This is a genomic window from Microbacterium sp. Clip185 (genome assembly GCF_028743715.1).
Taxonomy (GTDB): domain Bacteria; phylum Actinomycetota; class Actinomycetes; order Actinomycetales; family Microbacteriaceae; genus Microbacterium.
On the sequence record NZ_CP117996.1, the window covers coordinates 95,192 to 107,751 of the forward strand.

General features: G+C 69.2%; 14 protein-coding genes. 10 read left to right on the plus strand and 4 right to left on the minus strand.

From position 1 onward, the window contains the following. Positions 1–99 precede the first annotated feature (99 nt). The 5 genes from rpmB (at position 100) to PQV94_RS00520 (ending at position 3,488) form a co-directional block, all read left to right on the plus strand. Complete coding sequence (gene rpmB, locus PQV94_RS00500) at positions 100–336, plus strand: 50S ribosomal protein L28 (protein WP_137418587.1); 237 nt, start codon at positions 100–102, stop codon at positions 334–336. Further along, positions 336–506 carry a 50S ribosomal protein L33 gene (gene rpmG, locus PQV94_RS00505; protein ID WP_005051772.1) on the plus strand — a complete coding sequence of 57 codons (171 nt, stop codon included), beginning with the start codon at positions 336–338 and terminating at the stop codon, positions 504–506. The genes rpmB and rpmG overlap by 1 nt, the downstream gene beginning before the upstream one ends. 3 nt (positions 507–509) lie before the next feature. Beyond that, the gene (gene rpsN / locus PQV94_RS00510; protein ID WP_137418588.1) at positions 510–815 is read left to right on the plus strand and encodes a 30S ribosomal protein S14; all 306 of its coding nucleotides are present in this window, start codon (positions 510–512) and stop codon (positions 813–815) included. A gap of 258 nt (positions 816–1,073) precedes the next feature. Continuing rightward, positions 1,074–1,361 (plus strand): HU family DNA-binding protein, encoded by a 288-nt coding sequence (locus PQV94_RS00515; RefSeq protein ID WP_137418589.1) that lies wholly within the window; start codon positions 1,074–1,076, stop codon positions 1,359–1,361. Between the two features lie 93 nt (positions 1,362–1,454). Further along, positions 1,455–3,488: a cytochrome c oxidase assembly protein gene (locus PQV94_RS00520; protein WP_274286865.1), complete on the plus strand. Its 2,034-nt coding sequence runs from the start codon at positions 1,455–1,457 to the stop codon at positions 3,486–3,488. Between the two features lies 1 nt (position 3,489). Here the strand turns inward: PQV94_RS00520 and PQV94_RS00525 are convergent, their stop codons facing one another. Next, positions 3,490–4,554: a hypothetical protein gene (locus PQV94_RS00525; RefSeq protein WP_274286866.1), complete on the minus strand. Its 1,065-nt coding sequence runs from the start codon at positions 4,552–4,554 to the stop codon at positions 3,490–3,492. 86 nt (positions 4,555–4,640) lie between these two features. On the opposite strand from PQV94_RS00525, the gene PQV94_RS00530 reads away from it, so the two are divergent. Beyond that, complete coding sequence (locus PQV94_RS00530; RefSeq protein WP_274286867.1) at positions 4,641–5,987, plus strand: ATP-dependent DNA helicase; 1,347 nt, start codon at positions 4,641–4,643, stop codon at positions 5,985–5,987. Between the two features lie 371 nt (positions 5,988–6,358). On the opposite strand, the gene PQV94_RS00535 is transcribed toward PQV94_RS00530, so the two are convergent. Further along, positions 6,359–7,012, minus strand: a complete 654-nt coding sequence (locus tag PQV94_RS00535) for a biliverdin-producing heme oxygenase (RefSeq protein ID WP_274286868.1) — start codon at positions 7,010–7,012, stop codon at positions 6,359–6,361. Positions 7,013–7,078: 66 nt separating this feature from the next. Further along, the gene (locus PQV94_RS00540) at positions 7,079–7,387 is read right to left on the minus strand and encodes a DUF2470 domain-containing protein (protein ID WP_274286869.1); all 309 of its coding nucleotides are present in this window, start codon (positions 7,385–7,387) and stop codon (positions 7,079–7,081) included. A 76-nt stretch (positions 7,388–7,463) separates the two neighbouring features. Between PQV94_RS00540 and PQV94_RS00545 the strand changes: the two genes are divergently transcribed. After that, entirely contained in the window at positions 7,464–8,714 is a 1,251-nt protein-coding gene (locus PQV94_RS00545; RefSeq protein WP_274286870.1) for a serine hydrolase domain-containing protein, read from the plus strand. Next, a complete protein-coding gene (locus tag PQV94_RS00550) occupies positions 8,711–9,583 on the plus strand; it encodes an EamA family transporter (RefSeq protein ID WP_274286871.1) in 873 nt (290 codons plus the stop codon). The genes PQV94_RS00545 and PQV94_RS00550 overlap by 4 nt, the downstream gene beginning before the upstream one ends. 4 nt (positions 9,584–9,587) lie before the next feature. Here the strand turns inward: PQV94_RS00550 and PQV94_RS00555 are convergent, their stop codons facing one another. Further along, complete coding sequence (locus PQV94_RS00555) at positions 9,588–10,541, minus strand: nucleoside hydrolase (protein ID WP_274286872.1); 954 nt, start codon at positions 10,539–10,541, stop codon at positions 9,588–9,590. Positions 10,542–10,651: 110 nt separating this feature from the next. On the opposite strand from PQV94_RS00555, the gene PQV94_RS00560 reads away from it, so the two are divergent. Beyond that, on the plus strand, positions 10,652–11,476 hold the full coding sequence (locus PQV94_RS00560; protein ID WP_274286873.1) for a ribokinase: 825 nt from the start codon (positions 10,652–10,654) through the stop codon (positions 11,474–11,476). Positions 11,477–11,643: 167 nt separating this feature from the next. Beyond that, positions 11,644–12,480: an alpha/beta fold hydrolase gene (locus tag PQV94_RS00565; RefSeq protein WP_274286874.1), complete on the plus strand. Its 837-nt coding sequence runs from the start codon at positions 11,644–11,646 to the stop codon at positions 12,478–12,480. Positions 12,481–12,560: the final 80 nt, after the last annotated feature.

A 12,560-nucleotide genomic window follows, 5' to 3' on the forward strand; every position in this document is an offset into this window, starting at 1 on the left:
ATCCTCTTCCGGGTCGGAAACGGCCGGGTCGATCGTGGGCGCAGACAAGGGATCTTGGGTGGCGCCGTCCGGCGTCACGGTACAGAAGGAGACATCACCATGGCAGCAGTGTGCCAGGTGACTGGAGCGGTTCCCGGCTTCGGTCACAACATCTCGCACTCGCACCGCCGGACGAAGCGCCGCTTCGACCCGAACGTGCAGAAGAAGACGTACTACGTGCCGTCGCTCGGTCGTAACGTCAAGCTCAACGTCTCGGCGAAGGGCATCAAGGTCATCGACGCGCGCGGCATCGAGTCCGTCGTCAAGGACCTCATCGCGAAGGGTGTGAAGCTCTAATGGCGAAGAAGGCACAGGACGTCCGTCCGATCATCAAGCTGCGTTCGACCGCCGGCACGGGCTACACCTACGTGACGCGCAAGAACCGTCGCAACAACCCCGACCGCATCGTGCTCAAGAAGTACGACCCGGTCATCCGCAAGCACGTCGAATTCCGAGAGGAGCGCTGATCCATGGCTAAGAAGAGCAAGATCGCGCGCAACAAGCAGCGCCAGGAGGTCGTCGACCGCTACGCCGCCAAGCGCGCCGAGCTGAAGAAGGCGCTCGTCTCGCCCGAGTCCACCGACGAGCAGCGCGAGGCCGCCCGTGTCGGCCTGCAGAAGCTGCCGCGCAACGCGTCGCCCGTGCGCCTGCGTTCGCGTGACGTCATCGACGGCCGCCCCCGCGGTGTGCTGTCGAAGTTCGGCATCTCGCGTGTGCGCTTCCGCGACATGGCTCACCGTGGCGAGCTGCCCGGTGTGACCAAGTCCAGCTGGTAAGCACCCGCATCCGTACGAAGGCCCGGAACCGTTGAGGTTCCGGGCCTTCGTCGTTCTCCCACGCTCCGTCGGGCCGATTTCACCCCTTCCGGGTGATTTCGGGCGGGACACGCCGTCAGATGTGGGCGGTTCACGCCCGAAATCCGCGGAATCACGGGGTTCGTGGGTATATTCGTGCTCGGTCGATCCGACCAACCGGGGCCGAGTCCCGGACCGAAGTCAAGAAAGCGGCGCATCGCCGCCTGGAGGACAACCCACATGGCCGACAAGTCCATCACCAAGACCGAGCTCGTCGCGAGCATCGCCAGCGCCACGGGACAGAGCCAGTCCACCGTGTCGAGCGTGCTCGACTCCCTCTTCTCCACGGTCTCCGAGGCCGTCGCCAAGGGCACCAAGGTCTCCATCCCCGGATGGATCGCGTTCGAGCAGGTCGAGACCTCCGCTCGCACCGGCCGCAACCCGCAGACCGGCGCCGAGATCGCCATCCCCGCCGGCAAGCGCGTGAAGGTCACCGCCGGTTCGAAGCTCAAGGCTGCCGTCAAGTAATCGACGAACGTCTGTGAGGGGGGAGCCGTGAGGCTCCCCCCTTTTCGTCGTCTGGGCGAGCCGACAGCACGGCGCGCCTAGGCTAGAACGGTGATGACGACCGCCCACGCCCGCGCCGCCGGCTCCCGCACGGGCGGCCCGGGAGCGACCTCGGCGACGACGCTCCGCGTCGCGGGCCCGGTCATCCTCGCGGTCACCGCCCTCGTCGCTCTCATCGTCGCCCTCGCCTACGGCGGGGGTGCCGCACCGCTCGTCATCGCCGACGCCGGGCCGGTCGTCCGGTGGGGCCTTCCGATCGCCACGCTCGTGCTGAATCTGGCCGCCGCGACCATGGTCGGAGCCCTCGTGCTCGCACTGTTCGGTCTGCGCCCGGAGGATCGCGCGTTCGAGGTCGCGCTGGACACCGCATCCATCGGGGCCGCGGTGTTCACCGTCGCCGCCGCCGTCACGGGCTTCTTCACGTTCGTCAACGTCTTCAACGCGGCCCCCAGTGCGGATGCGGTCTTCGGACAGCAGCTGGGGCGCTTTCTCGTCGAGGTCGAGCTCGGCCGCACGTGGCTCATCACCACGGTCGCCGGCGCCGTGCTCACGGTGCTCACCTTCGCGGTGCGTGCGTGGACGCCGACTCTGCTCGTCGCGATCCTGGCGCTCGCCTCCCTCGTGCCCATGGGGACGCAGGGCCACTCCGGAGAGCTCGAGAACCACAGCGTCGCCGTCACCTCGCTCGTGCTGCACATCCTGGCCGCTGCGGTCTGGCTGGGAGGCCTCGTGCTGCTGGTCGTGATCCGACCGGTCGTGGCGCGCTCGGGTCAGATCGCCCTGCTGCGGCGCTACTCCAGCATCGCTCTCGTCGCGTTCATCGTCGTCGCGGTGTCGGGGTCCGTCCGTGCGTGGGTCAGCGTGGAGGCGCTGCCCGCCCTGTTGAGCCCCTACGGCGGGATTCTCGCCGTCAAGGTCGTCGCCCTCATCGGACTCGGCCTGCTCGGCGCCTGGTACCGCCTGCGGCTCATCTCGCGGATGAACGAGAACGCGAGCGCGCGACGGTTCTGGACGCTCATCGGCGTGGAACTCGCCCTCATGGGCATAGCGAGCGGCGCCGCCGCCGCTCTCGCCCGCACGCCCCCGCCCACCGACCAGCAGCCGCCGGTCGCCCGCACCCCTGCCGAGTTCCTCACCGACGCTCCCTTGCCTCCGGAGCTCACGCCGCTGCGGTGGATCACGGCCTGGAACATCGACCTGCTCTGGCTGTTCGTCGTCGCCTTCGGGATCTTCCTGTACCTCGCCGGCGTGTGGCGCCTGCGTCGCCGTGGCGACCACTGGCCGCTGTACCGCACGATCATGTGGGTCGCCGGCATGCTGCTGCTGCTGTGGGTGACCTCGGGTGCGGTGAACGCGTACCAGGAGTACCTCTTCAGCGTGCACATGGTCGGCCACATGCTGCTCACGATGGCGATCCCGCTGCTGCTCGTGCCCGGTTCCCCGGTCACCCTGGCGCTGCGCGCGATCCGCAAACGCGACGACGGCACCCGCGGCGGGCGCGAGTGGATCCTGTGGGCGGTGCACACGCCGTTCGCGAAGGTCGTCACGCATCCGATCTTCACGGCCCTCAACTTCGTCGCGTCACTGTGGATCTTCTACTACACCGACCTGTTCCGCTGGTCGCTCTACGATCACCTCGGGCACATCTGGATGGTGACGCACTTCCTGATCACGGGCTACCTCTTCGTGCTGTCGCTCATCGGGATCGATCCGGTACCGTTGCGCTTCCCCTACCCGTTCCGGCTGCTGACTCTCGTGGTCGTCATCGCGATGCACGCGTTCTTCGGCGTGGCGATCATGATGCAGACGGGTCTGTTCGCCGCCGAGTGGTTCGGCTCGATGGGCCGAACCTGGGGCGCGACGCCGCTCGAGGACCAGTACGTCGGCGGCGGTGTCGCCTGGGGCATCGGAGAGATCCCATCCCTCATCCTCGGCATCACCGTGGCGATCCAGTGGAGCCGCAGCGACGAACGGCTGCAGCGATCCAACGACCGTCAGGCCGATCGCACCGGCGACGCGGAGCTCGAGGAGTACAACGCGCGCCTGGCGGCCATCGCGGCCCGCGACGCGCGCCGCGGCGAGGGCTGACTCAGAGCCCCGGGTCGTAGCCTCCGACGCGGATCGACGCCGTGCCGTCGGGGAGGATGTCGATCGTCCCGTTCACCACGAACGGTACGTCCTCGGACACCTCGCGCAGCGAACCGTCGGCCAGTGAACGCACCTCGAGATCGATGTGCGCGACCGCATCCGCGTCGGGGATGACCCAGCCCGCACCGTTGGGGAGGACCTCGACGGTGGGCTGCTGCGTGATCGACCACGTCGGAAGCTTCTCGACGCGGTTGCGAACGACGAACCCGAACGGGCATCCGGTGGGCTGGAGCACCTGCTGTGTGGTGCACGCGGTGAGGAACTCCTCGACCCGCTGCTGCACGACCTTGACGAACTCGTCCGTCGGCTTGGTCTGCACCGTGACGGGGACGTTGACCATGGGCGCGTCCGCGAGAACCGCGAGCCCCTCGGAGGTCGAGAGCGCACTGTCGACCGTGACCGAGTAGAGGTTGGGCGAGAACACGAGCAGCGACACGGGAGCCACGGGGTCGGCGTCGACGCCGTCGGGCGAGACCTGGCGCCGGTCGACGCGGAATCCGTTGACGTCGAACGTGGATGAGCCGAGCACCATGAGGTTCATGACCGCGAGAGGACTCTGGCTGAACCGCCACGTGGGGATGATGCCGAGCGTCCCGTTGCTGCGCACCCGGAACGACGTGGTTCCGTCGTGTCCGCCGGCCACGTAGCTGGCCGTCACGACCGTGTCGGCGCCGTCGGCCTGTTCGGACACCACGCGAGCGTCGGTGAGGGAGCTGAGTGCGGCGCTGCGCAGGAGCGCGTCGGATGCGGATGCGGGCAGCCCCGCATCCGTCAGCTCGGAGGAATCGAGCGAGACGCCGGGCAGCGCCAGAGCGTCTGCGGCGCGCCCGGATTCGAGCATGTTCAGATAGCGCTGCACGAAGGCGGCGGGGCTGTAGAACTCCTGATACAGCGCCGCGGTTCCCGCGCCGAGGGCCGCGATCAGGAGCGCACCGACGAGGCCGAGAGCCGTGAGATCGAACGCCAGGCGCACGCCGGGGCGCCGGGGTCGTGTCGAACGGCTCACGGGGCAAGTCTAGGAAAGGGTCCCCGCGAAAGCCCGGGGAGTCGCCGTCGGGCGTCATCTGACCGTTCGGCGCCTAGCATGGATCGGTGAGCACCCCCGCCCTCTCCGCCGAGCAGCAGGCGCTGTTCCGGCTCATCGAGGACACTCGGGAGCACGTGTTCGTGACCGGCCGTGCCGGCACCGGCAAGTCGACGCTGCTTCAGCACCTGGCCTGGAACACGTCGAAGCAGATCGCCGTGTGCGCCCCGACCGGCGTCGCCGCACTCAATGTCGAGGGACAGACCATCCACTCGTTGTTCCGGCTTCCGATCGGCCTCATCGCGAACAGCGAGCTCGACCAGTCGGATGCGACCCGCAAGCTCCTCAACGCGATCGACACGCTCGTGATCGACGAGATCTCCATGGTCAACGCGGATCTCATGGACGCCATCGACCGGGCGCTGCGCCAGGCCCGCGGCCGCCGCGCCGAGCCCTTCGGCGGCGTGCAGATGGTCATGTTCGGCGATCCGTACCAGCTGGCGCCCGTGCCGCCGCGGGGCGACGAGCTGCGCTACGTGCGCGATCACTACCACTCGTTCTGGTTCTTCGACGCGCACGTGTGGGCGGGGGAGTCGAGCGGTGACGGCCTCATGGACATGGGGCGGTACGGCGCCGACCTCCACGTCGCCGAGCTGCGCGAGATCCATCGGCAATCGGACCCGGGGTTCAAGGCGCTGCTGAACGCCGTGCGCTACGGGCAGGTCACCGCGGACATGGCGAAGATACTCAACGACACCGGCGCACGTACACCTCCGGAGTTCTCCGCGGATGAGCCCATCATCACGCTCGCGACCCGCAACGACCGGGTCAATGCGATCAACCGGCGCCACCTGGACGCCCTCGCGGGTCGCGTGCAGACCGCGCGGGCCGAGGTCAGTGGCGACTTCGGGCGCGGAGAGGCCGCCTTTCCCGCCGAGCAGGAGCTGCAGCTGAAGGTCGGCGCGCAGGTCATGTTCCTGCGCAACGACACGCAGTCCTACGGCGACGGGCCGCGCTGGGTGAACGGCACGATCGGCACGGTGGTCAAGATCGCCGGCAGCATCGTTCGGGTCGAGATCGACGGCCGCGACTACGACGTCGAGCCGGCGGTCTGGGAACGTTTCCGTTACGCGTACGACGCCGCATCCCGCTCGCTCAGCAGGGAGGTCGTGGCCGAGTTCACGCAGTTCCCGCTGCGGCTGGCATGGGCGGTCACCATCCACAAGTCGCAGGGCAAGACGTACGATCGCGCCATCGTGGATCTCGGGGCGGGGGCCTTCGCTCCCGGGCAGACCTACGTCGCGCTGTCCCGGCTGACCTCGCTCGACGGGCTGTACCTGTCGCGGCCGCTCCGCCCCTCCGACATCCGCGTCGATCCCGACGTGCAGCGGTTCATGTCCCGAGCCCGCGCCTGACGCATCCCCTCCGGTCCACGTTCGGGTTCTCCGCCTTCGGGGCCGGTTCTCCGTGCCCGAGTTGCGTCGCATATGCGCAGATGAGCCACTTCTGCGCAGCGGCGGCAGTTATTGACTGTGGCAGTTGCGCAAAAGTGTGGCCCTCGACAGGGGGCGGATGCGGCGATCGGGACGCCGGGCTCGGGCCATAGGCGGGGCTGGGCCGGGTCGAGGTGAGGCCGGGTCCAGGTGGGGGCGGGCTGGTAAAGGGCGACAGTTCTGCGCAGATGCGCCAGTCAATGACTGTGGCGGATGCGGAAGGGTGTGGCAATTGCGCATATGCGACGCAACTCGGGCATAGGAAGGGTGCCCGACGGGCGCGCCGCGCGGGGTCAGGCCGCGGCTTCGGCCTTCGCCCGGGCGAGGTCCTCGAACAGCTCGGTGTTGAACCGGTAGGCCAGCAGCACCTCGTCGATCACACGCTCCTTCTCGGCCTCGTCCCAGGGGGCGGCGTCGAGCTGAACACGGTAGTGCTCCTTGAACTCCTTCGGGTCGGCGATGTCCGCGAAGATGTAGAACCCGATGCCATTGGTGTCGAAGCCGAACCGGCGCTGCATGAGCTTGCCGATGAACAGCCCGCCCGACAGATCGCCGAGGTACCGGGTGTAGTGGTGGGCGACGAACCCGCCCGGCCACGTCGCCCCGACCTGGTTGATGCGGTCGACGTAGCGCCGCGTCGTCGGCAACGGCTCGATCCGCTCGCGCCAGTCGGGACCGACGAGGAACTCGAGATCGGCGGCGAGGGCGGGAAGGCGGGTGAGGCGCTCGCTGATGAACACCGCAGCCACCGGGTCGCGCCGCATCCGCTCCGCCGCGGACTCCAGTGCCTCGTAGATGAACCAGTGCTGCGCGACCAGCGCGATGTAGTCGTCGCGTGTGCCCTCGCCCTTGATGAGGTCGGACATGAATCCGGCGCCTTCGCTGCCCGAGTGGGCACCGCTGGAACGCTCGCGGAGGGCTGCGGAGAACGGGATCGGCTCGCTCATGCCGCCCACTATACCTTCAGGTAAGCAGAACCTAAATCGTCAATTCGCCCAGGATGTCGGATGCGGTCAATGTGGGCGCGGCTCGATGCCCAGCTCGGCGCACGCGGCGTCATACAGCGCAACGATCTCCCGTCGCACCTCGCGCCGTTCGGTGATGGGGCCGCCCGGCCATGTCAGCCGCATGTCGATGCTGGCACCGCCGGCCGCCGTGATGATCCAGTCGCCGCCGTCGCCGTCGAAGCCGACCATGCGGGCGCCCACGGGTGCCGGATGCGGGCCGAAAGCACGCGCGAAGAGCAGGTTGTCGTCGGAGTGATCGGAGTTCATGTGCCCGAGAACACCGGCCAGCGTCTCATCGTCGAAAACGTGCGTCATGCAGCACAGCCTAAGAGCCGTGATGGTCTTGTGATGTGGGTGTGTTTGAATGCTGGAGCACGACCGCGGGGGTGAAATGCCGATCAGTTCCGGCTTCAAACGCGCTGCCGCCGCGATCGCCGGCGCAGCCGCCATTGTTTTCGCGCTCGCGGGATGCACGCAGGCGAAGAGCGTCGAGATCGACGTGCCGACTCAGGTGGAGGGCGCCTTCCCCGCCGACACGCAGACGCAGCTCGAATCCGCGGTCAACTTCGCCATGGCCGCGACCGGTTCGACCGGCGCGATCGTCGGTGTCTGGGCGCCGTGGAGCGGATCGTGGGTGGCCGGTGTCGGCGACGCCTCGACCGACGACGTGTTCCGGGTGGGCGAGCTGACCCGCCCGATGATCTGCGACGTGCTGTACGAGATGGTCGACGCGGGAACCGTCTCGCTCGACGACGAGGTGCGCACGTACGTCCCCAGTGTCGCGGGCCTCAGCGGCGTGACCCTCGGCATGCTGTGCGACGGAACGAGCGGTCTGGGCTCCTACGGTGCCGTGCTGCAGGATGACGCGATCGGACTGCCTGCGCGCGAATGGAACGCTGCGGAGCTCGCCGCCTACGGCATCACCGGCTTCGACCCGGCCACGGCCGGCGTCGCATGGCGCGACTCCGACACCGCCTACGTTCTGCTCGGACTCGCGCTGGAGAACGCCGGTTCCGAGAGCGCGGCGACCTTGCTCTCCGAGCACGTCTTCGCGCCCCTGGGCCTGTCCCACACCAGCCTTCCCGGACGCACCGCAGCCAAGCCCGGACAGCCTGCTCTGACGGGTCTGCTGTCGCAGCCCGGTGCCGACGGCGCCATGAACTGCGCCGAGCCGCGCGACATGACCACGATGTCCTCCAGCTTCGGATTCACGAACGCGGGTGTCGTCTCCACGATCGCCGATGTCGGCCGGTACACGCAGGCGCTTGCCGCCGGAACGTTCGGCGGCAAGGAGCGCTTCGCCTCCCCGATGCTCGTCGCGCCCGACCAGCCGTCGTGGCTCACCGCTACGGGCGGTGCGTTCCAGGCCGGCTCGCTCATCGGACAGTTCGGCTCGGTGCCCGGGTACATCACCGCATCCTTCGCCGACCCGACCACGGGCATGACCGTCTCGGTCGTGCTCAACAACTCCGCGGCCAACGACATGGTGGGCGCCTACCTCGCCTGGGAGCTCGCCTCGATCGCGTCCAAGGCGCCCGCGGCCAGTGGCCAGAGCACCCCGGATGCGGGTCTGCCCTGGACCGCGCAGCAGTACCACGACGCGATCGCCGCCGCGGCCGTGTGCCCGCTGCCCGCTTCGTGACCGCTCGCTCCGGATCCACCTCCGCCGTCGCCCTCGTCCTGGTCGGCCTCGCCTGCCAGGAGGTCGGCGCCTCGCTCGCCGTTCTGTTGTTCGACGAGGTCGGGCCTCTCGGCATGGTCATGCTGCGGCTCGTCTTCGCGGCGATCGTGCTGCTGCTGATCGCGCGGCCGAGCCTGCGGGGGCATTCGCGCGCGGCGTGGTGGGCGGTCGCGCGATTCGGTCTCGTGCTGGCCCTGATGAACGGGTTGTTCTACCTCGCGCTCGAACGTCTGCCGCTCGGCGTCACCGTGACGATCGAGGTTCTGGGGCCGCTGACGCTGTCGATCATCGCGGCGCGCCGGGCGTCCGCGTGGCTCTGGGCCGGACTCGCGTTCCTGGGTGTCGCCGCACTCGGGGGCGGGGGATGGGACCGCCTCGACCCGCTCGGCGTCGTCTTCGCCCTGGGAGCCGCCGCGAGCTGGGCGCTGTACATCCTTGCCTCGGCGCGGGTCGGACGCGAGTTCGTGCGTCTCGACGGACTCGCGCTGGCCATGGCCGTGGGTGCCGTGCTCTCACTGCCCTTCGGCATCGTGGATGCGGGCGGCGCACTACTGCGCCCCGATCTGCTGGCGCTCGGGGCCGGCGTCGCCGTGCTCTCGTCGACGATCCCCTACGCGCTCGAGCTGTCCGCACTGCGGCGACTGGCCGCATCCACGTTCGCGATCCTCATGAGTCTCGGACCGGCGACAGCATCGATCGCCGGTTTCCTCCTGCTCGGGCAGCATCTGAGCGTGCTCGAGATCGCGGGCATCGCGCTGGTGATCGCCGCCAGCATCGGTGCGGTGCTCATGGCGCCGCGTGCCCGACGCGCCGACGAACCGGTGGCCTGACCCCTCAGCCGGCGAGGATCGTCTCGATCAGGTGGTCGGCGACGCCCGCGTCGACATCGAGCACGATGCGTGTGCGCACCCCGTCGTGGTCGCGCGCCGCGATCCGCTGCCCGCGCAGGTCGGCGATCGTCTGACCGCGCCCGGGGCCGTCGGTCGCGTCGACCGTCACCGGTACACGGGGCGCGCGCGACGGGGTGATGCCGCCCACGATCGCGGCGGCGAGCGGGTCGTGCAGCGCGCACGTGCGGTGTCCGTAGGTGTCGCGATAGAAGTCGAAGTAGTGATCGAGGATGTGTCCGATCGCCGAGACGAACGGGCGTTCGTCGGCGACGAGCCGCTCGCGCTGCTGTTCGCTCATAGTGTGCTCCATGGTGGCGTCCAAGGGCACGAGCGTGACGTCCCAGTCAGCGGCGAGCAGGGCCGCCGCCCCCTGCGGATCGTTGTAGACGTTCGCCTCGGCGGCTGCCGTGATGTTGCCGGGGGCGAGGGCGGCGCCGCCCATCGCCGTCACGGCGGCGACGCGCTCGGGCAGGGTGGGGTCGGCTTCGAGGGCGTGCGCGAGGTTCGTCATCGGTCCGATGGTCAGCACGTGCAGACGCCCGGCGTAGGTGTGCGACAGGTCGATGAGCAGCTCCACGGCCGAGCGGGCGTCCGCCTCCCGCGGGCTCCGCGGGAGTTCGACCCCGCCGATGCCGTTGGCGCCGTGCACCCACTGCGCGCCGCCCCCGTACGGGTGGTCGAGATGATCGTGCGCGCCCTGAGCCACGGGGATGTCGTCGCGACCGGCGAGGGCGAGCAGGTCGAGCGTGTTGCGCGTGGCCTCTGCGGCGGAGATGTTGCCGCTGACGGTGCCGACGCCCACGAGGTCGATCGTCGGGGAAGCGAGCAGGTAGGCCAGTGCGACGGCGTCGTCGACGCCCGTGTCGCAGTCCAGGTAGACGGGGGTGGGCTCGGTCATCGTTCTCCTCGGTGGGTCGGGGCGCGACCCCCTCGTCCGCCTGTTCGGTTATATCTCCTCCTGCGCCCAGGCGCCGCATCCGGGGCTGCGGTGCGTGGTGGAATGGGGGGATGCTCGGTCCTCTCTGCGTCGTGGGAAGTATCAACGTCGATCTGACGGCCACGGCCGGGCGCCTACCCGGCGCCGGCGAGACGGTCCTCGGCGGGCGGTTGCGCCGCGATGCCGGCGGAAAGGGGGCCAACCAGGCGGTGGCCGCGGCACGTCTCGGCGCTCGCGTGCGCATGGTGGGCGCCGTCGGCGACGACACCGACGGCCACGCGATGCTGCAGAACCTGCGGGATGCGGGCGTCGACACGAGCGATGTCTGGCTCGGCGACGATCCCACCGGCACCGCACTGATCATCGTCGACCAGGCCGGCGAGAACCAGATCGTCGTGTGCCCGGGTGCGAACGACACCGTCCGGCTCGACGGCGTCGGTTTCCAGGCGGACGAGGCGGTCCTGGCCCAGCAGGAGATCCCGGTGTCGGCGATCGCGGCGCTCGCCGAGGTTCCCGGGTTCCTGGCGTTGAACGCGGCGCCCGCGCGCGAGGTGCCGCAGGCGGTGCTCGAGCGGGCCGACCTCGTGATCGTCAACGAGACCGAATATGAGCTGCTGCCCGCGCTCGCCGCCGCCCGCCGAGTGGCGGTCACCTACGGCTCGGCCGGTGCGGCATTGCGAGAAGGCGGCCGCGAGGTCGCCCGGGTGGGTGCCCCCCGCGTCGCCGCGGTCAACTCCGTCGGCGCGGGCGACGCGTTCTGCGCCGCCCTTACGCTGGCGCTGCACGCCGGATGGGATGACGTCACGGCCCTCACCGCCGCCTGCGCCGTCGGCGCGGACGCGGTGACGCACGAGGGTGCGCAGCCGCCGCTGCGGCGACTCGACACCTACCGCTGAGCCGCTCCGGCGACGCGGCGAGCGCGTCGGAGCCGTGGGAATTGTCTGGACAGATGTCGAAGCACTGCGCGTGAGGCGCGGAGCTATCGTGAACGCACCCTCGGCCCTTCCGGCTCGAGAGCGCTCCCCCTCAACGACTCTCAAACAAGACACCCTGGAGGTTTCCCATGGCCTACGTGACCACCGAAGACGGCGCAGAGATCTACTTCAAGGACTGGGGCAGCACCGACGCGCAGCCCATCGTGTTCCACCACGGCTGGCCGCTCTCGTCGGACGACTGGGACGCGCAGATGCTGTTCTTCCTCAGCAAGGGCTTCCGCGTCATCGCGACCGACCGCCGCGGACACGGCCGTTCCTCGCAGATCGGCACCGGCCACGACATGGACCACTACGCGAGCGACGTGAACGCGGTCGTCGAGCACCTCGACCTGCACGACGCGATCCACATCGGACACTCGACCGGCGGTGGCCAGGTGGCCCGCTACGTCGCGAAGTACGGCGAGCCCCAGGGCCGCGTCGCCAAGGCGGTCCTCGTGTCGTCCGTGCCGCCGCTCATGGTGCAGACCGACGCCAATCCCGAGGGCACGCCGATCTCGGTGTTCGACGGTTTCCGTGAGGCGCTCGCCGCCAACCGTGCCGAGTTCTTCGAGGCCGTCGCATCCGGTCCGTTCTACGGCTTCAACCGTGAGGGTGTCACCCCCTCGCAGCCCGTCATCGACAACTGGTGGCGCCAGGGCATGACCGGCAGCGCGCTCGCCCACTACCTGGGCATCAAGGCGTTCTCCGAGACCGACCAGACCGAGGACCTGAAGGCCATCACGGTTCCCGTGTTCGTCATCCAGGGCGACGACGACCAGGTCGTTCCGTACAAGGATGCGGCTCTCAAGCAGCACGAGCTGCTGCAGAACTCGACGCTGAAGATCTACGAGGGCTACCCGCACGGCATGCTGACCACGCACGCCGACGTGATCAACCCCGACATCCTGGCCTTCATCCAGGAGTGATCCGCTGACGGCGTTCGTCTCGCTTCGCTCGCTCAACGGCCGGACCGGTCTCCGGTCGTTGAGCGAGCGGCGCACTCGCG

Bases quoted from the DNA above. Each gene is read 5' to 3' on its own strand.
- PQV94_RS00560 (WP_274286873.1), top strand. From the start codon at position 10,652: ATGCTCGGTCCTCTCTGCGTCGTGGGAAGTATCAACGTCGATCTGACG.
- PQV94_RS00540 (WP_274286869.1), bottom strand. From the start codon at position 7,387: ATGACGCACGTTTTCGACGATGAGACGCTGGCCGGTGTTCTCGGGCAC.
- PQV94_RS00545 (WP_274286870.1), top strand. From the start codon at position 7,464: ATGCCGATCAGTTCCGGCTTCAAACGCGCTGCCGCCGCGATCGCCGGC.
- rpmB (WP_137418587.1), top strand. From the start codon at position 100: ATGGCAGCAGTGTGCCAGGTGACTGGAGCGGTTCCCGGCTTCGGTCAC.
- PQV94_RS00520 (WP_274286865.1), top strand. From the start codon at position 1,455: ATGACGACCGCCCACGCCCGCGCCGCCGGCTCCCGCACGGGCGGCCCG.
- PQV94_RS00535 (WP_274286868.1), bottom strand. From the start codon at position 7,012: ATGAGCGAGCCGATCCCGTTCTCCGCAGCCCTCCGCGAGCGTTCCAGC.
- PQV94_RS00515 (WP_137418589.1), top strand. From the start codon at position 1,074: ATGGCCGACAAGTCCATCACCAAGACCGAGCTCGTCGCGAGCATCGCC.
- PQV94_RS00555 (WP_274286872.1), bottom strand. From the start codon at position 10,541: ATGACCGAGCCCACCCCCGTCTACCTGGACTGCGACACGGGCGTCGAC.
- rpsN (WP_137418588.1), top strand. From the start codon at position 510: ATGGCTAAGAAGAGCAAGATCGCGCGCAACAAGCAGCGCCAGGAGGTC.
- rpmG (WP_005051772.1), top strand. From the start codon at position 336: ATGGCGAAGAAGGCACAGGACGTCCGTCCGATCATCAAGCTGCGTTCG.
- PQV94_RS00565 (WP_274286874.1), top strand. From the start codon at position 11,644: ATGGCCTACGTGACCACCGAAGACGGCGCAGAGATCTACTTCAAGGAC.